A 20,384-nucleotide genomic window follows, 5' to 3' on the forward strand; every position below is an offset into this window, starting at 1 on the left:
CTTCCTCTGCCGTTAAAAACACTCTCAAACGTGCACCCATATTGCTTTTAACCTGATTCTGCTAAAACGCTTAACTTTCCTTTATGTAGCTTACTCTTTCCACACCCACCTACTTAAACACTAACTAGCCCTGATTAGACGGTTGAGGATACCCGCACTGCTTGCAATAAGGTAAATTTTTGTAAGTCGATTCATGACAGTTTGGACACTCGGCATATTGAAAATAACCGCAGTGTGGACAGTGAGAATCATGGTGGCGAATTTTTCTCGCGCATTGCAGGCATTCTGATTTTTGAACTCTATTTGCTGCTTGAATCTTAGGATTAAATGCGAACTTTTGAAAAAATTTGATGATCCCAAAACCGACGAGTGGAATCAGCAGAATATAGACGTAATTGATCAGGAACAGCAGCCCACCAAACAAGGTGCTGATAATGCTGACAAAAAATTCAAACAGTGCCCCAACTTGCAGGAATTCAAAAACTTTGAAAATCAGGGGAATAAAGAAGATCACCAGCAAGTGCCAGCTAATCAGCGAGATCAGTCCATAGCCTTTGCGTTGAGCAAATTTATAGACTGATAAGGCAACGAAAATCAGCGGCAACAGAAAGAGAGCCTGAAAAGCAAGCTGAATACTGGGATACCAAAAAGAGGCTTGCTTATAGCCTTTTTCGACTTTTTCAAAGCTGTTTTTGTCGTTCAGAAATGCGATAAAACTAGCACTTTCTGGCTTGGCAATCAGTTGATTTTTAAGATCAGAAATCTCTGTTTTCAGCGTAGAAATCGTGCGATTGTTTTGATCTAGCTCTTGCTTTGCTTTTTCAGCACCGACTGCGTTAATCGATTGCTCACGACCCTGACCTGCAATTTTTTCTAACAGCGTTGAGTCATATTGTTCGCGAATTTTGCGATTAGATTGCTCGATCGTGCTAACTCTATTTTGCTTCTGGTCAATGAGTCCTACGATCTTTTGATTTTCGGGGGTTTTAATCTTGTCTTTATAGTCTGCAAACTTCAGGCAAGTTTCAGAAACTTCGCCTAGATGTCCTGTTGCAGCTTGCTGATAGGTTTGCCGAAAACTAGGTGATCCAGGGTATGAAGACGTAAACGTGTTACGAATTGTCTCGTAGTTTTTATTTTGATTGGTTTGAGTTTGATGAGTTTGCCAATCTGAATAACAGGGATAAGCTTGTGATGGCGAAATGTGCCATCCACTAATGTCATTGAGTCCTGAAAAGACATTAAATAAGATAAAAAGATCAATCAAAATAAGCACAATTAAGCTCACTTTGTTGAGCGGCTCATTATTAAGGGTGCTTGCTCGATTAAAAAACCGATTGACAATACGACGAATTCTAGAAAACATGGCGGGTTATAAAAGGGCGAAGAGAAAGAAGCAATGATGCTCAGATTAAAGGACTTGTCACTTCTTAATAGGCCGTCAGTTCGACGAGTTTTTTCGCTGCGTTGTCAGCGGCTTCTGTCCCCTAAATCCCCCATTCTGGGGGACTTTGAACCGGAAATTTTGGCTTGAAGTCCCCCAAACTTGGGGGATTTAGGGGGCACGACAAACTGTAACGAAGCCGTCGAATTCACGTTAATAGGACTTACGCAAACCTCCGAGGTTTTAACCAAGAATCAAGCATCGTGACCGACAGAGTGGCTTAAACCTCCGAGGTTTTGGTGAATGCGTAAGTCCTGCTTAATTAATTAAGATGTAAGAACTAGTAACAAAGTACATCCTAAACCCAGACAGTTAAGACTTCTGATTTAGCTTTATTTAAGCAACTCTCAACCGATTTAAGAAAACCCCTGTGCCCATTTCTGCATTGTCTCTAGCCCAGACGGCGACGTGAGATTATAGTGAAGCGGGGTAATCGTAATGTAGTGGTCTCGATTTGCCTGCACATCAGTCGGAACCCGATCTGGCACATGCGGATCTTCCACGTCTTCAAGCAGTTCTCCTGCCAGCCAATAATAGGTTTTGCCTCTAGGATCAGCCCGCTTTTCAAACACATCGATATAGCGACGAACGCCTTGACGAGTGACGATCGCGCCCTTAATTTCAGAGGGTGCGATCGCCGGGACATTCACATTCAGCAACGTCAACTCTGGCAAAGGCTTCTCTTTTAACTGTTGAACTAAAGAACAGGCAAAGTCAGCCGCTGGTTGAAACTCGTCAGATTTAGAACTCGTCAAACTAAACGCAACACTGGGAAATCCTTCGATCACGCCTTCCATCGCGGCTGAAACAGTGCCCGAATAAAGCACATCGGTGCCCAGATTTGCGCCATGATTAATGCCAGACAGCACAAAATCAGGTGGGCTATCCAATAACGCCCAGAGTGCCAGCTTTACACAGTCTGACGGTGTGCCCGAACAGGCCCAGGCTTTGATGGACGGGTGGAAAATCGACTCTATAATGTCGGCTCGAATCGGTTGATGAAGGGTGAGTCCGTGCCCGGTGGCAGAGCGCTCACGATCGGGGCAGACCACCGTCACATCGTGCCCCGCTTTTGCCAGGGTGTTTGCCAAAGTCCGAATGCCCAAGGCATAAACACCATCGTCGTTGCTGATCAGGAGTTTCATCGAATCAACTAAACTAGTAAAACAAATCGACTTTACGCGCTATTGCGTCCAGCACCTCTATCCATTCTTAGTATGACTGCTCAGACAATCGAACTTGAATCCCAATTAGATGCAATCCGGCAAGAAGCCCAAGCCGCGATCGCGGACACCGAGACGCTTGACCAACTAGAGCAACTGCGCGTCAAATATCTCGGCAAGAAAGGGCCGATTCCGCAAGTGCTGGGCGGCATGGGCAAACTTGACCCAGCCGATCGTCCGCGCATTGGGGCCCGTGCCAATGAGGTCAAAGAAGCCATTCAGGGAGATCTCGATCGTAAGCGCACTGCCTTGCAATCTGCCCAGATTCAAGCGCGATTAGAGTCAGAAGCGATCGACGTAACCATGCCCGGAGTCTTCCGTCCTCAAGGTCGAGTGCATCCGCTCAATGGCACGATCGATCAGGTGCTCGATATCTTCGTCGGTATGGGTTACACCGTCGCCGAAGGCCCTGAAATGGAGACTGATTACTATAACTTTGAGGCGTTGAATTTCTTGCCTGATCACCCAGCGCGAGATATGCAAGACACGCTTTATCTACCCGATGGCAATCTGCTGAGAACCCATACCTCAACCGTGCAGATTCGCTATATGGAGAACAACGATCCGCCGATTCGGATTGCGGTGCCAGGGCGGGTTTATCGTCGCGACACAGTGGATGCAACCCACTCAGCAGTGTTTAATCAGATCGAAATTTTGGCGATCGATGAGGGTCTGACTTTCACTGATCTTAAAGGCACAATCAAAGTGTTTTTGCAAGAAATGTTTGGCGATTTGCCGATTCGCTTTCGTCCGAGTTTCTTCCCATTCACCGAGCCATCTGCGGAGGTTGATGTGAAGTGGAAAGGTCGCTGGCTAGAGATTTTAGGCTGCGGCATGGTTGATCCTAACGTGCTAAAAGCCGTTGGCTATGACCCAGAAATCTATACCGGATTTGCGGCAGGGTTTGGAGTGGAGCGATTGGCGATGGTGATGCACCAAATCGACGACATTCGGCGGCTTTATAGCAGCGATTTGCGGTTCTTAAACCAGTTTTAGTCTCATTTAGAGGGCACAGCAGCGCTATGCCCTCCAGGGCATTTTAAGGAGATGTGGTTGGACTGCTCGTTGGATAGGCTGTGGCTGGAGAGGTTGGGGTCACCGTCGGGCGAACAGTGGGAGAGATCGTAGTAGTCGGAGCAGTTGGAGTGACTAGTGGGCTGGTAGTAGTTCCGTCTGTACCTGTAGTGCCTGTTCCTCCCGTCCCTGTGTTACCCGTTCCACAAGCGCTTAATAAGAGCATTAGTCCGATCGTGCCAATCGAAAATTTAAGCAGCTTCTTCATAACTCCTCCAGTGAATCTCTGTTAAAAACTTAAGCAATCTCTTTGTGAATGCAGGTAATCCTCGCAAACAAAAAAGCTGGTTTTATCTTGAATGACTACAACAGGCTTAACCTCTACCGATAGTTGTAGCTCTTCGGACATGTAATTTGAATTTTAAGTTTGACTTTAGCCTTGTGTTTTCAGGGTTGAAGTTAGTAGTTATTTGGGGTGTCTCGCTTGTTTCTATCGTATTTATTCTGACATCAACTGTAGTTCGGGTGTATTATATAAGGACTTTGATTTACTCGCTTCATGCTCGATTTCACAGGGAAAACAATCTTAGGAATTGATCCAGCGATCGCCACGATCGGATATGGGGCGATTCGAGATAGTGTGGTGCTTGATTATGGAGTCATCAAAACGTCAAAAGATAGGCCAATTTTTGAGCGGCTGAAGCAGATTCACGACGATATTTGTGAACTTTGTCAGTCGCTTAAACCAGACGTGGCAGCGCTAGAAATGCCATTTTTTACGCGAGAAAACACAAACGCGGGAAAGGTGCTGCGGGCGTTAGGAGTGATTGAGTTAGCGCTTGGAGAATGTGGATTAGGGTCGCCAATTTTTTTGCACCAATCGCAAGTTAAATCAGCCGTATCAAAATATGGAGCCGATAAATCAGAGATTCAGCGAGCCGTGATGATGATTTTTAGTCTGTCAGAGATTCCCAAACCCGATGACGCGGCGGATGGATTAGCGATCGCCTACGCCGCTCAGATCGGAATGAGCGCCAATGTGAAATAACGCGATGTGCGACTTTCCTAAAACCGCCCAAAAGCAGCCCTCACCCTAGCCCTCTCCCACAGGAGAGGGAACCAGAGATCGTTTGAAAGCCCCTCTCCTGCGGGAGAGGGGTTTGGGGTGAGGGTTCTTAGTCGCACATCGCGTGAAATAGCCCTGCCTACCAAGGCAATCGGCTGCCATCCCAAGAAAAGAATTCACCGCTATCGGCTTGTTTTAGCTGATCGAGAACAGTTAACAACTGCTGCACGGTGCGATCGACCGAAAACAACTTCTCAGGGGCAACATTGCGCTGAAACGGACGAGATAACTGAGTATCAGTCGTGCCAGGATGGAGCGTGACTACGATCGTGCTGGGGCAAGTGCGCCGATATTCGATCGCGACAGTTCGCATAAACATATTCAACGCGGCTTTAGAAGCGCGATAACCATACCAGCCGCCTAACTCGTTATCGCCAATGCTGCCAACCTTAGCGGAAATCGTTGCAAAAATGGCCCGGTTTCGATGTTTCAACAAAGGCTGCACATGCTTGGCTAACATCGCTGCCCCGACACTATTGACTTTAAAGTAGTGCAGTAGCTGATCGGCATTGAGGTGCCGTAAACTCTTTTCGGGCTGCATCGTCTCATCGTGCAGCAGACCGACACAATTGATCACTGCATCCAGCGTTGTCGTCTCAGTTTGAATCTTTTGAATCACGGATGCAATTTGCAATTCTTCAGTGATGTCCATTTGCAGGCAGTGTAACCGACGATCGGCAACGCCAACCAATTCTGAAGATGGTGTGCGATAAGTGGCGTAGACGTGATCGACCCGATCTCCCTTGAGAAACTGCCGCACAAACTCTAAGCCAATTCCCTGACCCGCTCCGACAATTAGCGCAGCTTTGGGATCGCTCATTTTAGCACTGAGATAGAAAGCGTCCTGACTATATCACTCAACTTTACGAAAAGAGTACTCTAAAACTCGATTCATAAGAAAAGCTAAACTCCGATGTCATCCTCTACCATTGGGAGGTAGCGTTGATCATCAAGAAGTGTGGGTGATCTGCGACTAAAAAACTCTTGCTTTGGTAAACGGCAATCAGAATGAAACCACGATCGATTTTTCTAGCATTTTTACTTGGGCTGCTTCTGGTGATGGTGCCTCTGGGCTTCCGCCAATGGTTGCCGGATCAAATAAGCGCTCAAACTCCCCCAGCAGAGGCACCTAAAAAGACTCCAGCAGAGGAAGAAGACAGTGAACCAGAAAAGCCTCAGTTCAAACCCTTTGACGAAGTGGTGCATGGAGCGACTCGATCGCCGGGGCTGTTTGCTCTCTACCAAAACAAAAAGACAGGAAAGCTGTTTGCCGAAATTCAGCCCGACCAGTTAGAGCGCAATTATCTCGCCGCCATGACGCTCGAATCGGGTCTGGGAGAGCGAGGAATTTATAGTGGATTGCCGCTCGGCGACTTTCTCTTCACCTTTTGCCGCGTCAATAATGGCATTCAGTTTGTAATTCCTAACACGTTTTTCCGAGCCCAAGCTGGGACTCCGATGGCGCGATCGGTCGATCGCTCCTTCAGTGACTCGGTGCTAGAAGTCTTGCCCATTCGCAGCATTCACCCTCAGCGAAAAAGCATTCTGGTCGATCTGACCCCTCTATTATTGAGTGACCTACCTGGACTGACCCCCGTATTAGCCAGCTATCTCAAAAGCAGCTATACGATCGATGCCAGCAAATCTTATCTGAGCCAAGCAAAAGCCTTTCCGCTTAACGTTGAGATTGAGTCGATTTTTGGTTTTTCGGGTGGCGAAGGCGAGGGTGCGATGCCCAGCTACATTGCCGCACTGCCCGACAGCCGATCGTTTAATTTGCGCGTTCGCTATAGTTTCTCTAAACTGCCCGAAAATAATGGTTATCATCCCCGGTTAGCCGACGATCGTATCGGCTACTTCATCAGCGCTTTTAAGGATTTAGACGACGATACACCGCGACAAGCATTTGTTCGCTACATCAATCGCTGGAATCTAGAGAAAAAAGACCCCACCGCCGCGATCTCTGCACCCAAAAAGCCGATCGTGTTTTGGCTCGAAAATACCATTCCTGTCGAACATCGTGATGCCGTGAGAGAAGGCGTTTTGCTCTGGAATCGGGCCTTTGAAAAGATTGGGTTTAAAGACGCGATCGAAGTGCGGCAAATGCCCGACAAGGCGGATTGGGACCCCGCAGACGTGCGCTACAACACGATTCGCTGGTTTAACTCAACGGATGCAATTTTTGCGATGGGGCCGTCGCGGGTTAACCCACTCACGGGCGAGATTTTAGATGCAGACGTGATGGTGTCAGCAGACTTTGTGCGATCGCTCAAACAAGACTATCGCAGCCTCGTTGAGCAAAATCAGATGTCAACCGCGCCCTTTGCCGCCCATCTGACCGGAAACTCTAACCTCTGCAACTATGGCATGGCGGCGCGATCGCTCAAGCGCCACTCAGCAAAAACTCAGCAACCTGCCGTGCCAAAACTGAGGTTTGGTTCTCACTTAGGAAACTATCAAGACCTTTGCTATGGGCTAGACGCAGCCAAACAATTTGCAGTCGGCAATATGGCGTTATCGATGTTTCAAAACGTCTTGCCGAGCAGTCCTGAAATGAAAAACTATGTGCATGAATTTGTGCGCGAATTAATCGCCCATGAAATCGGACACACCTTGGGACTGCGACATAATTTTCACGGCAGCGCAATGCTAAAGCCAGAAGAATTAAACAACACCGCGATTACTCAAAAGAACGGACTTGTTGCCTCCGTGATGGACTACAATCCGGTCAATTTGGCTCCGCAAGGCACCAAGCAAGGTGACTTCTTCACCTCAGTGATCGGGCCTTATGACGAATGGGCGATCGAGTATGGCTACACGCCGATTGACGCGATCGTGCCCCAAGCCGAAACGCGCATTCTCGACAAAATCGCGCAACGGGCACCAGAGCCAGCCCTCGCCTATGCCACCGATGAAGATGTCTCCTCTTTTCTTGACCCCAAGGTGAATGTATTTGATTTAAGCGGCGATTTGCTCACCTACACGCAATGGCAAATGGACAATGCGCGCGAAATGTGGAAGAAAGTCGATCGCCGCTATCCCAGTCAAGGTGAAAGCTTTAATGAGGTTCGCGTTGCTTTTGATGCGGTGTTTGATTACTACTTTCAATACTCACTGTTCTTAACCGATTATATTGGCGGACAATTCTTTAATCGCTATCGCTATGGTGACGCAAAAGGACGTTTGCCATTTGAGTCAGTGCCTTTAGCCCAACAGCGTCAAGCATTAGCCGTGCTGCAAAAAAATGTTTTTAACGAAGAAACCTTCCGATTTTCACCAGAGTTTCTCAACAAACTCGCGCCTTCTCGCTGGAGTCATTGGGGCACCGAGCCATCGAGCAATTTAGACTATCCCATTCACGACAATATTTTGTTTTTGCAATCGATGGTTTTGGCTGACTTGCTGAGTTACGATCGCCTCGCCCGTCTCAGAGATGCCGAACTCAAAACCGAGCCGGGACAAGCCATGATGATTCCCGAATTGTTTGACACGCTGCAAACTAGCATCTGGGGCGATGTGATGCAACCAGCAGGCGATCGCATTAAATTATCGGGTCTGCGTCGCGCTCTGCAACGTGAATATATGAACACGCTGATTGCAATGGTGCTGCGGCAAAGCGATGCCCCTGAAGATGCTCGCACGATCGCCCGTTATGAACTCAAGCAGCTTCACGGCAGGCTCGATCGCGCTATGCGAAAAGTCGATGATAAAGATCTCTACACCAAGGCGCATTTAGAAGAGGCGCACGATCGCATCGGCAAGGCACTAGAAGCAAGACTGCAATCGCAATAAAACCTAAGCGAAAGTAAAAGGCTCTCCCCTCTAGAGCATGGCGACAGCATCTAAAACTTAACTTTGGCAATTGGGTCTGATGATCTAACGTTGCCCATAGCCTCTTGGTGGTCGTCTGCATGAGCAAAATTATGTGACGCTTTTGTAGTCCAGAAACAGCGTGATCGTCCCTCAAGTAGCATGCAGCACATAGAAGCTAACTCCTCCTACTTGAGGGAAAGTGCTCACACTCTAGTTTTTCACTTAGCAATGTTTTTTAACTGAGAAATTAAACTGAGCCAAAATGGTGCACCCAAAGAAATAGCCATACTACTTACTAACCAACCTAGAATCACACTTACAGAAGAGTTTGGAGAAGTAGAAAAACAATGTTGTAAGTCCGGCAGCGTAACAGACTTTTGATTAGATAGCAAAGGACAATTAAACTGACGACTGACAGTTCTAGGTTGCCAAGCTATAGGAAAAGCCATTTCTATCTGTTTTCCATTTTGTGTCTGAGTTGATGTTGTAGACAACCAGTTGACAATACTAAAAGTATCGATGTTCAAAACTAAAACGATCGAAATCCCAGTTAGGAATGAAATTATTGAAGTTTTGTTTTCAAAAAGCAACTCTTCACGTTTCAAAATACGACTGAACCAAGTACCGACTTGTTCACGAAATTCATTCAAACCATCTAGTTCTCCTTGAAAACTGATTTGACTCTTCTCTATTTTTTGCTCGGCTCTTCGTATAATAATACTTATGCTGTCTATTAAAGAACGGGGAAGCCTTCCTATTATCTTTTCAAATTCTCGATAGGATTGGTATTTACAAAGATTATTCTCTCTTCGTCCGTCAAACATTGTAAAGCTATATCATATAAAATGTGTCTCTGCTCATAAGAAAGATCTGATTGTTTAAAGTTAGTATCGTCAATATAGTTATGCTCTACTAGTTGTTCCTCAAAGTAGCGATCCAATTTTGAGTTGATTTGAGAAAGAGTCCCTTGAAGTGAATCAAAATACTTTTGAACTTCTTTGTAAATATCGCTCTTTTGATCTAAAAGTTTAGCAATCTCAAATGGCTTAGGCGATAACCTGCCTAAAAGAAAAGCTCTCCCATTTTCCTGACCTAAGATGTTTCGTTTCAGTAAAGTAACTCTGTGAATGAATTTTCTTGTTAATTCATCTTTAATTAATTCATCTTCAGAGTAGGATAAAATTAAACTATCAAAGCTTTCTGAAATTTGATCGACTGCTAAAGATAGATCGATGTTTCCCTCTAATAAATAAAGATTAAGAATGATTGAGCAATCTTGCTTAAAGACATCAAAGTATTCATGCTTTAATAAATTGAGTTTTATCTTTGAAGCTAAATCTTCTATAGCTTTATTCATTCTATTAATTAAGCTTTCTAATCTTATTCGCGTTAATTCATGAGTTAAAAAATCTAGTCCGACTGTTTGTATAAAAGCGATCGAAAAAAGATCCGAAGACAGAGACTGAGGTAACTTAGCACGATCTCTACTGTAATTACGATATTTTCTGCCTGCCAGTAAGAAAGTAATTCGCTCAGGCATAGAACGAACTACTTTAATAGTCTCCTGGTAGTCTCTCTTAGGAGAATAGATAAGAGGATGAGCGCAAATTCCACTTAGAAGGTGTTCAACCTGCGCTTCCTCCAGAGAGTTAGATATGCTTCTTTTAATTACACTTGTTAAATGTTTGCTTCTATCTAAATTCCGAATGATCAGATCCTTGATTTGAGTCACTATCAAGCTAAGACCTATGTATACCACTAATAGTCCAATCAGAGTTTGTATGACAGATGGGATGCTCATTCTCTTCCTAAATTACTCTAATTAATATATTGTTCATTTGTGCTGAACAATCACGATTTCGATCACAATCCTGGTCAGCAACGCAGTGGGATGGCTGAACCGAAGCTAAACAATCACCGCCATTTTTGTTTGGTGCATACAACGATTACTAGAGAGAAAGTTCCCGCATATCACCCCACATCAGGTGGATAGGTTGGATCTTTCCGTATATATAATACGCTCGTGTGAATGGATATACGGAAAGATTTCGTATATTTTTAGATTGAGTCCGGTTGGCAGAGAGCGCCCCAGCATTGCCTGTTTTCTGATTACTGCGCTCGATTTTCGATGCGATCGCTCCCCCTCCAGAGATAATCACTTTGCTACCCAGCCAATAGGGTTGATACTAGTGAAGAAATGCTTGTTCTTACTTCATTATTGGGGTTATGAGTCAGCCTCTTAATTCAGAAGCCACCTATTTTTTTCGGCAGGGGCAGCAGTTGAGCAAAGCCAAAGCTTATGCAGCCGCGATCGCTCAGTTTGATAAAGCGCTAGAAAACCAGCCCGATTGGTATGCCGGGTGGTATGAGCGTGGCAAAGCCCTTTACGATTTGGGAGATTATCAAGCGGCGATCGTCAGCTTTAAAGAAGTCATTCTGCTCAGATCTGACTATGCCCCTGCCTGGAACAATCAAGGCATGGCACTGGCAAAGCTAGACCGCCATAACGAAGCGGTTGCTAGTTACGATCGCGCCATTGAGCTAGATCCCAGAAACTATAAAGCCTGGTATAACCGGGGCAACGCGATGATGAAGCTCAACTCTAGTCAAGAAGCCCTTCACAGCTATGAAGAGACGCTCAAACTCAAGCCCGATTATGCACGAGCTTGGTATAACCGGGGCATTGTCTTAACCTATCTGCGGCAGTATGATACTGCGATCGTCAGTTATGACAAAGCGCTAGAGGTGCGTCCTCACTTTTCTGATGCTCACTACAATCAAGGGAATCTCTTCAGCCGATTGGGACACTTTCAAGATGCGCTCAACAGCTACGATCGGGTCTTGCAGATTAAATCAAATGTGCCTGGTGTGTGGGTTAGTCAAGCCCACGTGTTGCATAAGTTAGGTTTTCATGAACAAGCGCTGCAAAGCTATGATACTGCCTTGCAGTTAAATCCGGCTGCTCACGAAGCTTGGTATAACCGGGGCAACACGCTAGAGGCTCTTTGGCGATATGAAGACGCGATCGAGAGTTATCATCGCGCCCTGCAATTAAAGCCCGATTTCCCGGAGGCTCTCTATAATCAGGGATGCGCCCTTCAGAGGCTAGGAGATTCTGCTCAGGCGGTCGAATATTACGATCGTGCCGTGGCTTGCAAACCCGATTTTTATGAGGCTTGGAGTGGTCGCGGCATGGCCTTGCGTAAATTGGGGCGCTATGAAGACGCGATCGAGAGCTTCGATCGGGCGTTAGCCATCAATCCCAATTGTGACGAATGCTGGTATCGCAGGGGTCGAGCGCTCGATCATATTGGGCAGAGTCAGGCAGCCGTGGCGAGTTATGACAAAGCGTTGAGTCTAAACCCCTTCGATAAAGCCTGGTATAGTCGGGGGGTGGCGCTAAGTCGATTAGAGCAGCACGAGGCGGCGATCGTCAGCTATGACAATGCTCTAGCGCTGACTCCTGATTTTCCTAACGCTCAAAGCGGTCGGAACCTTTCGCTTAAGTATTTGAAGCAGAGTCAGTTGTCAGATTCTATTTGAGTTGAATCAGTTTTTAGTGACGATCGCTAGCGCTTAAACTCGAATCTTTAGACCTCCTGCGTGAATAGGATTTCAGATATAAACTGCTCTCAGGTCTCGCTCCGTTTAGGTCGGCTTTTGCCCCCTAAATCCCCCAGAATGGGGGATTTAGGGGGCGTTCCCGGATTTGTGCAGGAGGTCTTTTGTTGTGATTGGTGTTGAAGTTTTTGAACGCTACGATCGTATTGTAAAAACAACTATGCGAAACGTGCGATCGTTTTGTCTGGGTGTAAAGTCTCTCTGGGATGACTAGGATTTGCCCAATGAGCAAATTGGGGCAGTGGCAGCAAAGTTTGTGAAAGCCAACGAGTTTCCACCTCGCCCCGAATAGAATCGATGTCCACAACTATTTTAGGCAGGAGTAGAAAAAAGAGGCTGGTGCCAGGTAACAGATCGCTAGGAGGTCGATATGTCGTAGAAACTGAAGGTATAAATATTTCGGCTACCGACATAAAGCGGGACAGATTGAACGAAGCTTTAAGCTTTGAGCGATCTACTGTCCCAGCTTAAATTGGTAGCCATATTTCTTATTTGAGAACTTAACTCCTTGCCTGTTACAGTTACGGACATTCAAGTCGAATGCAGAAACAGTTTACAAATCATTGCACGAGAGAAGAAAACGCCACACCACACCCAATGCCCCGCCACACCAGGTACAACGCCAAATCTAGGTAATTCTCCTTCAGGGGAAATAGTTGGTGAAAACTTGAGTTGGGTGTACTCCATGTACGCCGTTGTGGCTAAGTTTTGCCACCCTACCTTAACGCAAAAGCGATCCCAATTTTCGCCCGCTGTCATGGGGCTACCGCATTCTTGCCAAATCTTCTTTTGCACCGAGAAGCCAAAGTGCCCGTTGCTGGCTTCGATCCAGAGGCGATCGATGGTCAGCAAATCTTCACAAGGAAAGTTTTCTAAATCTTCCCGACTAAGCCCCTGTCCATATTCCTTTCCAGCTGCTTTAATCATGACTCGATAGGTTTCTCGATCTGCCTCTCGCCATTCTCCGGCTTTCAGCAGAGCTTCTAGCTTTGCATAGGTTGAGACGAGCACGACTGTCGTTAAGCGCTCTAGTTCCTCAGCTATATCTGCGTCAATCTGCTTGGTCGTCTCGTGCAGACAGGCGGCAGCGAGATCGGTTAAGCCACGATCGACCATCGATCGAATCAAGCCACTCGGATTTTTCAACAACCCTACATACATCAAAATCATCGGTTTCCATTCTGGTATCGCTAGGCGATCGATGATTTCCTGTTCTCGTTTGTGATCAAACAGTTCCTTTGCTGCCAGATACTCCTGAAAACTCCAATGGGCAAACTCATATTCTTGCTCGTCTCGCTCGACTAACAACTCACTCACCCGCACCACTTCATCCAAAAATGGAAGTGCTTTGACTGATTCATTCTCAGTTTCCAGATAGGTTGTGAGTCGCATTAACAATGCATCTCGCTCAATGGTTTTTTCGCGATTGTTGAGCAGCATTTCTAGCGCTAGTTTTTGCAAGATTGTTTGGGCATCGGTTTCTGTAAGCAAGGTTTCTAGCTCTTTAGCACCAGGACGATCGCACAGTTGCAGCTTACAAATCGCCTGATACAAATCTACTTTGCGCTTAGGCAACTGCACATTGGGACTCAAGCGATGAAACGTCGCAATCATATTCAGCAATAGCGGAATCTTCGCCAAATCCTCAATCTCTGGACGTGCCCGAATCTGCGCCAACAGTCCTGCTGCCTTTTCTGCCGCTCGTCGCGTCACATCTGAGGTAGTTCGTCCATTATTTGCGTAGACCTCCTGATAGCCATACCAGCGATCAATAAAGGCTTTCTGCTGCAATTTTGTAAATGGCTCGATCCAAATGGTCATCCGCAGATCCAACCGCGATGCTGGAGATTGCTCAGTGTAGGCTTTAGGGCGAGACGTGAGAATGACGATCGCCTTGGGATAGAGCGCCAGTTCTCGCTTGAGCCATTTTGTCACGACTGGACGGATTGACTCCGACACCTCATCTAAACCATCCAGCAGCAGCACCATTTCTCCCGACTTCAGCTTCTCTTTAGCCCAGTCTGCCGCCAAGTGCAAATCCAACGACAAACGCGGAATGTGCTTTTGCATAATCACATCGGGCAATGTCATCTCCGGTTTCTCAGCTACCCATTTGCCATAAGTCTTGAGCGACAAAAACACAGGCACTTTTGCCCCTACTTTGTAGCGTTTGTGTTGCTTGCTGCTGTAAATGTAAGCAATGTGTCGTAGCAGCGTCGTCTTGCCATAGCCACCCCACGCCAAAACCGCCATTCGCCGATAAGCAGACTGACTCTCTGCCGCCTTGAGCAATTGCCAAATCTGTGACTCGTCTGCCTCTGGCGATCGCATTGCTGCCAGCCCTACGTCGTCATCTCCTGCATGATCATTCGCGATCGTTCTCCAGCCCGGAATCAGCGCGTTGTAAGAAATCGACAACGGTACGAAAATCTCCTCTAGCAATGGTGAGAAAACCTGATTGATGCCATCACAAACCGACGTTTGGCAATCTTCCTTTTGCAACTCCAAGTAGCGATCGTCTAGGCGCGTTACCTTATCGACTATCCCCTTAACGGCACTTTCGGCAAAGTCTGCGGTGCCTTCTCCAGCTTTTTCTGCCCCTTTTTTAGCGCGGCGAGCAATCGGATCGACAAAGGCATAAACCAGACCTGCACCAGAACCCAGCGCCCCAGCCATCGCAATTTTGGGTAACTCACTGCTCATGAACAGCGCGATCAGAGTCGCAAATCCTCCGCCCCCGATCGCCTTGAACATCATTTCCGCGATCTGTTGGTTCCAAACAGGTGAAGCCGAGTCACTCGACTTCGCTTCGGGCAACTTCTGGGGTTCGTCAGGCATGGTGACTCTCAGCGTGGAGAAACTATCTGTTTCCAATTCTATACTGGGCAAATTCTCACTGAGGAAAAACCCAACATTCTGACGATCGCAACCACAAAGAAGTGTAGATTAAGTGTGCGATCGCCCTCAAAATCGATCACCTAAAAATCAATGATAATAGACCCATCCACTTCACTCTGAGAAAATCCATCTGAGTCATGAGTAAAAACGAGGTTCTCGAAGCCCTTCAATACCTCACTCCAGAGGAAACACTAGAAGTGATCGAGGTTGCTTCTCATCTTCTGCGTCAGAACATCGCTCTACCGAAAAACCTCAGTCTCGTTCAAGCGGCTGAACGGATGCGTTCCTTCTACCAAATCGGAAGCGAACTCACGCAATGGACTGACGAAGATCCCGAAGAATTCCAAGACTATCAGAACTACGCGTAGAGGTCACGATCGCTAAGTCGGCGATCGGCTAGAGAGCGTATTCTATAATAATCAGCCACGATACAAAAGGAGGAGGTTGCGATGCCATCAGTAAAGGGCACTTATCGAAATGGGGTCATTCATCTCGAACAACCTGTTCCAGCCCAGGAGGGACAGGAGGTTGTGATCATCTTTGAGGAAATACAGCCTGATAATTCTAATTCAGCAAGCGATGAATCCTGGAGTGCTTTTATGGAGTTTATCGATCAAAATGCGATCGAGACAGGCATTTCCGATTTAGCTCATCAGCACGATCACTATATTCACGGCACCCCTAAGCGAGAGCCTTATCCTTGAGCAAAGTTTTTGTAGATACTGCTGCTTGGATTGCCCTGTTTAAGTAAGACTGATGGGATGCATCAGCAAGCCAAGCAAATCATGGCTCAGTTGAAGCAGCAGAACCAATATTTGTTAACAACGGAGTTCGTATGGCTAGAAGTTGCGGATGCTTTTTGTGAGCCTCCACTACGACGATTGATGGTTGAATATTTCAATCGAATTCGTACTCTTGAAAGGCTAGAAATCGTTCCTGTTAGTTCGGCACTATTGAATGAAGGCTGGGCGCTCTACAGCAAACGCTCAGATAAGGGTTGGGGGTTAACTGATTATATTAGCTTTGTCGTGATGTCTCGCGAGGGAATCACTCGATCGTTCACCTCCGATTGTCACTTTGAACAAGCCGGATTCACCAAACTGCTCTAGCGTTTCTTGCCGAATTTTGATTTTAGATCGTCTAGCGTTGGCGATTTTGATTCAGAAGGGGTTTGTTTGGGTTGAATATTCTGTTTGGGAATCGACTTAGATTCCGGTTTGCGAATCGGTTGAGTTTCTGGTTTACGAATTGGTTGACTATCCGATTGATCACCTGACTTCATCGACAAACTAATTCGCTTCAATTCCTGATTCACTTCCAATACTCGAACTTTTACGACCTGCCCGACTTTGACGATTTGTTGAGGGTCGCTGACGAAGCGATCGGCAAGTTGTGACACATGCACTAAGCCATCTTGATGTACCCCAACATCGACAAACGCGCCAAAGTTTGCGACGTTGGTAATCACTCCTTCTAATTCCATTCCCACTTTTAGGTCAGACATCTCTTTCACGCCTTCCTTAAATGTGGCGTATTTGAACTCAGCGCGAGGGTCACGTCCGGGCTTCTCCAATTCTGCGATGATGTCGCGGAGGGTGGGTTCTCCGATCGTGTCGGTCACATACTTTTTGAGATTGGCTTTAAGGTGATCTGCGATCTGGCTCGTTTGCGTCAACGGCACTGAGAAGTCTTTGGCGATCGCGTTCACCACGCCATAACTTTCAGGATGAACGGCAGTGTTATCTAAAGGATTGTTGCCGCCGCGAATTCGCAAAAATCCGGCAGCTTGCTCAAAGGTTTTAGGGCCTAGTTTGGCAACTTTGAGTAAGGCTTTACGATCTCGAAATACTCCATTTTGATTGCGATAAGCGACAATGTTATTGGCAATGGCAGGCGAAATGCCAGACACAAACGTCAGCAATTCTTTAGAAGCCATGTTGAGATCGACTCCGACATAGTTAACGCAACTCTCAACTGTCTCATCTAGCTTCTTTTTGAGCAGTTTTTGATCAACATCGTGCTGATATTGTCCGACTCCGATCGACTTCGGATCGATTTTGACTAATTCTGCTAGCGGGTCTTGTAATCGCCGACCAATACTAATCGCGCCTCGGACGGTGATATCTAAATCGGGAAACTCTGATATCGCCACATCGCTCGCGGAATAAATCGAGGCTCCTGACTCATTCACCATGACTTTGATTGGCTTTTGATCTAGCGTTGCCAATACTTCAGTTACAAATTCGTCCGTCTCTCGTCCGGCAGTGCCGTTTCCGATCGCGATTAATTCAATCTTGTGTTTTTCAAGGAGTTGCTTTAGCGTTGCAATCGCCTGAACTCGCTGTTGTTGCCCCGTGTGTGGAAAAATCGCCTGGTATTGCAAAAACTGTCCCGTTTGATCGAGAACCGCCACTTTGCATCCTGTCCGAAACCCTGGATCAAGTGCCAGCGTTGGCTTCATTCCGGCAGGCGCAGAGAGCAACAACTCTCGCATATTCGACTCGAATGTTTTGATCGATTCGATATCCGCTTCGGTCTTTTTCTCAGCCCGAACTTCTGTAATCAGCGACGTTTTCATCAATCGATTAAACGCATCTTTAAGCATCGATCGATAAAACTCTCGCACAGGTTTTGCCTTGCTGCGAATTTCTGCTTCTAAATAGCTTAGAACGGCATCTTCGTCAAAATCTAGACCAAAATTCAGAACACCTTCTGTCTCACCTCGATAGAGTGCGAGTAGATTGTGAGGTGCGATCGCGCTAACTTTCGCCTGAAATTTGCGATACATTTCATACTTCGTCGAGCCTTCAGCGTGGTCGGCTTTGATGCTCGATCGAAACATGCCCGTCTCTAATAAAAACTCTCGCAGATAAGCCCGTAGTTCTGCTTTTTCCGAGACTTCCTCTGCAAGAATATCTGCCGCACCTTTCAGCGCATCTTCAACTGTTTTAACGCCTTTTTCTTCAGATAAAAACTTCGTCGCCTCGTCTTCTAAGGAGGTTGTAGGAGTATTAGGTTGATTCAACGATTTAATCAAATCTGCTAACTCACCCAAACCTTTTTCTTTAGCGATCGTCGCTCGTGTTCGTCGCTTGGGGCGAAACGGCAAATAGAGATCTTCTAACTCGTTTTTCTGCAAACAAGATTCAATCTTAACTCGGAGAGCGTCAGTAAGTTTATCTTGAGACAAAATCGACTCTAGAATGCTTTTTTTACGCTCTTCTAACTCAGTTAAGTAGGTGAAGCGATCGGACAACTCTCGCAACTGCACCTCATCCATTTCCCCAGTTCGCTCTTTGCGATATCGCGCAATAAACGGAACTGTCGCTCCCTCTGCAAACAATTCCAGCGCGCTTTTAACTTGAGCAGGATGCAGAGACAATTCTTCTGCCAGAAGTTGAGAGATGTTTAACATGGGCAAAGGTGAAGTGCAGTCGATCGAGTGAACAAATTAATAGAGAGCCGGGACAGGTTGAGAGCCAGACGGCTGCGTTGTGTTGGGCGTTGAGGGTTGAGTCGGAGGCTGAGTGGTCGAAGGCACAACCGGAGTCGGAATCCCTGAAGGAGCCGTGGGAATGGGAATTTCGTTGCCGAGCGGAATAAAGGTAGGCAGCAGATCACGAGGACGATCGTTCGTATCTAGACAGGACGCGATCGCTTGTTTACCCCCAACCTTAGTCTGACTATTTAAACCCACCACACAATCTGAAAATGTTCGGGGCAGCAGGCTGCGACGACAGCTATCTAACACATCAACGATCGCCGTGTCTGACACGCCTCGACGAATGCTCACGACACAGCTTGCTGCCTCGACGGGTCGTCGCACTTGACGGCATACTGACAGCGCATCGGCTCCCGAAACCTTTTGATCGGCGATGCGATTAACGCAGGTGCCCAAGTCGTCAGGTCTGAGGGCCTGTCCGCAAGCACTAGCAGCGTCTGCTGCGGAAACTTGAGCACGAGTCAAATCAGCCGCACAGGATTCATAAGGGTTGCGCGATCCTCCAAAAAGAGCTTGTGCAGGAGCCATTGGTAGCGCGATCGCGATTAAACTTGCAGTCACAATCTGCGCCACGGGAAGGCGCAGCCCTTTAAGACTGACCAAATTTTGAATTTTCATCATAGTCACACCAGCTAGAGAAGATATAAAAGCGCCAAGTCGATCGTAGAGCACTCAGAGAAAATTGTGGCACGGAACTGGCAAGAAGCCCAAAAAAGCCTCCAATCCTCATTGAGGATTGGAGGCTTAAAGCAGGGTCAGAATACTTTAGTAAGCGCGACGACTAAACTGGTAATACAAGAAAAGCGCAATGATCGCACCAATAACAGCGACAATGATCCCAGGAATGCTTAACGATGCAGTCGTAATCGCTAATGTTCCTGTGTTGATCAACATGAACACTGTGCCGCCGATAAAAGCACCGACAATGCCTAAGACCATGGTGCCTAAAATGCTGCCACCTTGATGACCAGGGTAAATCGCCTTCGCGATCGCACCTGCAATAATTCCCAACACAATCCAAGCAAGAATATTCATTGACTTAACTCCTTTATGGTTTCAATCGAACAATGGTTGAGCAAACAAAACAGTCGTTATTGACCAGAACCCGTTCCCGTAGGATTGGTTGTTGAACCAGGACTAGGGCTGCTACCGCTATTCGCCGGGCTATTTGTTGACGAATTTGGTTGAACAGAATTAGCTGGGCTAGTCGGCTGAGGACTAGATTGAGCGGGGGCAGCTTGTTGAGCAGGGGCAGACTGCTGGGGCTGAGGAATCGTGATATTGACTCTAGGGGCTTGAGCAGGTGCTTGGGGCACGGGCACCACACGATCGCGCTCAATGATTCGTTCTCGCACTTGAGGAGAGGGGCTAACGCTGGGCGAAGGAGCCGCACTGGGCACCACAATCGTGCTGTTGACAGGGACGGGGGTTTGGTTGCTCTGATTGAGCAGATAGAGACCGCCGCCGACGATCGCCGCCGTGCCAGCGAGAATGAGTCCTATAAGCAAACCCCGACCCGCATTGTCATTATCACGGATTTGCTGATTGGCTTCGTAGCGATTTTGCTCAACCGCACGCCCTTGAGTGTAGCCCTCCTGATACTCAACGGGAGTAGGTTCCACAACAGGAGGGATGTCTGGGTTAGGAACGTTGTTGGGGTTGTTTTCGCGATCGTTTAGATTAGCCATATTAAAAATGAAGGGTTATAGAGCGAGTATTTGAAAGCCTTCGTTAAACTGCTTC

At 46.9% G+C, this 20,384-nt stretch carries 18 protein-coding genes; 7 read left to right on the forward strand and 11 right to left on the reverse strand.

From position 1 onward, the window contains the following. Window positions 1-124 precede the first annotated feature (124 nt). Both BRW63_RS19965 and surE read right to left on the reverse strand, forming a co-directional pair. Window positions 125-1,366, reverse strand: a complete 1,242-nt coding sequence (locus BRW63_RS19965; protein WP_073074174.1) for a hypothetical protein — start codon at window positions 1,364-1,366, stop codon at window positions 125-127. Window positions 1,367-1,800: 434 nt separating this feature from the next. Next, the gene (gene surE / locus BRW63_RS19970) at window positions 1,801-2,589 is read right to left on the reverse strand and encodes a 5'/3'-nucleotidase SurE (RefSeq protein ID WP_073074175.1); all 789 of its coding nucleotides are present in this window, start codon (window positions 2,587-2,589) and stop codon (window positions 1,801-1,803) included. Window positions 2,590-2,661: 72 nt separating this feature from the next. On the opposite strand from surE, the gene pheS reads away from it, so the two are divergent. Further along, the gene (pheS, locus tag BRW63_RS19975; RefSeq protein ID WP_073074176.1) at window positions 2,662-3,663 is read left to right on the forward strand and encodes a phenylalanine--tRNA ligase subunit alpha; all 1,002 of its coding nucleotides are present in this window, start codon (window positions 2,662-2,664) and stop codon (window positions 3,661-3,663) included. A 43-nt stretch (window positions 3,664-3,706) separates the two neighbouring features. On the opposite strand, the gene BRW63_RS27750 is transcribed toward pheS, so the two are convergent. Then, window positions 3,707-3,949 (reverse strand): hypothetical protein, encoded by a 243-nt coding sequence (locus BRW63_RS27750; RefSeq protein WP_143162081.1) that lies wholly within the window; start codon window positions 3,947-3,949, stop codon window positions 3,707-3,709. A gap of 291 nt (window positions 3,950-4,240) precedes the next feature. On the opposite strand from BRW63_RS27750, the gene BRW63_RS19980 reads away from it, so the two are divergent. Continuing rightward, window positions 4,241-4,729 carry a crossover junction endodeoxyribonuclease RuvC gene (locus tag BRW63_RS19980; protein ID WP_073074177.1) on the forward strand — a complete coding sequence of 163 codons (489 nt, stop codon included), beginning with the start codon at window positions 4,241-4,243 and terminating at the stop codon, window positions 4,727-4,729. A gap of 157 nt (window positions 4,730-4,886) precedes the next feature. Here the strand turns inward: BRW63_RS19980 and BRW63_RS19985 are convergent, their stop codons facing one another. After that, complete coding sequence (locus BRW63_RS19985) at window positions 4,887-5,627, reverse strand: SDR family NAD(P)-dependent oxidoreductase (protein WP_073074178.1); 741 nt, start codon at window positions 5,625-5,627, stop codon at window positions 4,887-4,889. A 188-nt stretch (window positions 5,628-5,815) separates the two neighbouring features. Here BRW63_RS19985 and BRW63_RS19990 point away from each other — a divergent pair, with 188 nt between their 5' ends. Next, window positions 5,816-8,599 (forward strand): zinc-dependent metalloprotease, encoded by a 2,784-nt coding sequence (locus BRW63_RS19990; RefSeq protein ID WP_073074179.1) that lies wholly within the window; start codon window positions 5,816-5,818, stop codon window positions 8,597-8,599. Window positions 8,600-8,838: 239 nt separating this feature from the next. Here the strand turns inward: BRW63_RS19990 and BRW63_RS19995 are convergent, their stop codons facing one another. Then, on the reverse strand, window positions 8,839-9,444 hold the full coding sequence (locus tag BRW63_RS19995; RefSeq protein ID WP_143162082.1) for a hypothetical protein: 606 nt from the start codon (window positions 9,442-9,444) through the stop codon (window positions 8,839-8,841). Further along, window positions 9,378-10,352 (reverse strand): hypothetical protein, encoded by a 975-nt coding sequence (locus tag BRW63_RS20000; RefSeq protein WP_143162083.1) that lies wholly within the window; start codon window positions 10,350-10,352, stop codon window positions 9,378-9,380. Before BRW63_RS20000 ends, BRW63_RS19995 begins: the two co-directional genes overlap by 67 nt. A 494-nt stretch (window positions 10,353-10,846) precedes the next feature. Here BRW63_RS20000 and BRW63_RS20005 point away from each other — a divergent pair, with 494 nt between their 5' ends. Next, window positions 10,847-12,163 carry a tetratricopeptide repeat protein gene (locus tag BRW63_RS20005; protein WP_073074182.1) on the forward strand — a complete coding sequence of 439 codons (1,317 nt, stop codon included), beginning with the start codon at window positions 10,847-10,849 and terminating at the stop codon, window positions 12,161-12,163. A gap of 609 nt (window positions 12,164-12,772) precedes the next feature. Here BRW63_RS20005 and BRW63_RS20010 read toward each other — a convergent pair. Next, window positions 12,773-15,079, reverse strand: a complete 2,307-nt coding sequence (locus BRW63_RS20010; RefSeq protein ID WP_073074183.1) for a GUN4 domain-containing protein — start codon at window positions 15,077-15,079, stop codon at window positions 12,773-12,775. Window positions 15,080-15,276: 197 nt separating this feature from the next. On the opposite strand from BRW63_RS20010, the gene BRW63_RS20015 reads away from it, so the two are divergent. The 3 genes from BRW63_RS20015 (at window position 15,277) to BRW63_RS20025 (ending at window position 16,248) form a co-directional block, all read left to right on the forward strand. Beyond that, window positions 15,277-15,507, forward strand: coding sequence for a hypothetical protein (locus BRW63_RS20015; RefSeq protein WP_073074184.1), 231 nt, complete (start codon window positions 15,277-15,279; stop codon window positions 15,505-15,507). An 81-nt stretch (window positions 15,508-15,588) separates the two neighbouring features. Then, window positions 15,589-15,843, forward strand: coding sequence for a hypothetical protein (locus tag BRW63_RS20020; protein WP_073074185.1), 255 nt, complete (start codon window positions 15,589-15,591; stop codon window positions 15,841-15,843). Between the two features lie 57 nt (window positions 15,844-15,900). Continuing rightward, window positions 15,901-16,248: a type II toxin-antitoxin system VapC family toxin gene (locus BRW63_RS20025; protein ID WP_219898390.1), complete on the forward strand. Its 348-nt coding sequence runs from the start codon at window positions 15,901-15,903 to the stop codon at window positions 16,246-16,248. Here BRW63_RS20025 and BRW63_RS20030 read toward each other — a convergent pair. The 4 genes from BRW63_RS20030 to BRW63_RS20045 form a co-directional block, all read right to left on the reverse strand. Next, window positions 16,245-18,554, reverse strand: a complete 2,310-nt coding sequence (locus BRW63_RS20030) for a Tex family protein (protein ID WP_073074186.1) — start codon at window positions 18,552-18,554, stop codon at window positions 16,245-16,247. The two genes, BRW63_RS20025 and BRW63_RS20030, sit on opposite strands and share 4 nt — an antisense overlap. 36 nt (window positions 18,555-18,590) lie before the next feature. Continuing rightward, window positions 18,591-19,262, reverse strand: a complete 672-nt coding sequence (locus BRW63_RS20035) for a hypothetical protein (RefSeq protein ID WP_143162084.1) — start codon at window positions 19,260-19,262, stop codon at window positions 18,591-18,593. 144 nt (window positions 19,263-19,406) lie between these two features. Next, window positions 19,407-19,676: a GlsB/YeaQ/YmgE family stress response membrane protein gene (locus BRW63_RS20040; RefSeq protein WP_073074188.1), complete on the reverse strand. Its 270-nt coding sequence runs from the start codon at window positions 19,674-19,676 to the stop codon at window positions 19,407-19,409. A gap of 56 nt (window positions 19,677-19,732) precedes the next feature. Next, entirely contained in the window at window positions 19,733-20,329 is a 597-nt protein-coding gene (locus BRW63_RS20045) for a hypothetical protein (protein ID WP_073074189.1), read from the reverse strand. Window positions 20,330-20,384: the final 55 nt, after the last annotated feature.

This window comes from Phormidesmis priestleyi ULC007, assembly GCF_001895925.1.
Classification (GTDB): Bacteria; Cyanobacteriota; Cyanobacteriia; order Leptolyngbyales; family Leptolyngbyaceae; genus Phormidesmis_A; species Phormidesmis_A priestleyi_A.

Excerpts from the sequence above, each read along its gene's own strand:
- BRW63_RS20030 (WP_073074186.1), bottom strand. The coding sequence starts at position 18,554 with ATGTTAAACATCTCTCAACTTCTGGCAGAAGAATTGTCTCTGCATCCT.
- BRW63_RS19995 (WP_143162082.1), bottom strand. The coding sequence starts at position 9,444 with ATGTTTGACGGACGAAGAGAGAATAATCTTTGTAAATACCAATCCTAT.
- BRW63_RS19990 (WP_073074179.1), top strand. The coding sequence starts at position 5,816 with ATGAAACCACGATCGATTTTTCTAGCATTTTTACTTGGGCTGCTTCTG.
- BRW63_RS19965 (WP_073074174.1), bottom strand. The coding sequence starts at position 1,366 with ATGTTTTCTAGAATTCGTCGTATTGTCAATCGGTTTTTTAATCGAGCA.
- BRW63_RS20040 (WP_073074188.1), bottom strand. The coding sequence starts at position 19,676 with ATGAATATTCTTGCTTGGATTGTGTTGGGAATTATTGCAGGTGCGATC.
- BRW63_RS20025 (WP_219898390.1), top strand. The coding sequence starts at position 15,901 with ATGCATCAGCAAGCCAAGCAAATCATGGCTCAGTTGAAGCAGCAGAAC.
- BRW63_RS20015 (WP_073074184.1), top strand. The coding sequence starts at position 15,277 with ATGAGTAAAAACGAGGTTCTCGAAGCCCTTCAATACCTCACTCCAGAG.
- BRW63_RS20045 (WP_073074189.1), bottom strand. The coding sequence starts at position 20,329 with ATGGCTAATCTAAACGATCGCGAAAACAACCCCAACAACGTTCCTAAC.
- pheS (WP_073074176.1), top strand. The coding sequence starts at position 2,662 with ATGACTGCTCAGACAATCGAACTTGAATCCCAATTAGATGCAATCCGG.
- surE (WP_073074175.1), bottom strand. The coding sequence starts at position 2,589 with ATGAAACTCCTGATCAGCAACGACGATGGTGTTTATGCCTTGGGCATT.
- BRW63_RS20010 (WP_073074183.1), bottom strand. The coding sequence starts at position 15,079 with ATGCCTGACGAACCCCAGAAGTTGCCCGAAGCGAAGTCGAGTGACTCG.
- BRW63_RS20020 (WP_073074185.1), top strand. The coding sequence starts at position 15,589 with ATGCCATCAGTAAAGGGCACTTATCGAAATGGGGTCATTCATCTCGAA.
- BRW63_RS27750 (WP_143162081.1), bottom strand. The coding sequence starts at position 3,949 with ATGAAGAAGCTGCTTAAATTTTCGATTGGCACGATCGGACTAATGCTC.
- BRW63_RS19985 (WP_073074178.1), bottom strand. The coding sequence starts at position 5,627 with ATGAGCGATCCCAAAGCTGCGCTAATTGTCGGAGCGGGTCAGGGAATT.
- BRW63_RS20035 (WP_143162084.1), bottom strand. The coding sequence starts at position 19,262 with ATGATGAAAATTCAAAATTTGGTCAGTCTTAAAGGGCTGCGCCTTCCC.
- BRW63_RS20005 (WP_073074182.1), top strand. The coding sequence starts at position 10,847 with ATGAGTCAGCCTCTTAATTCAGAAGCCACCTATTTTTTTCGGCAGGGG.
- BRW63_RS19980 (WP_073074177.1), top strand. The coding sequence starts at position 4,241 with ATGCTCGATTTCACAGGGAAAACAATCTTAGGAATTGATCCAGCGATC.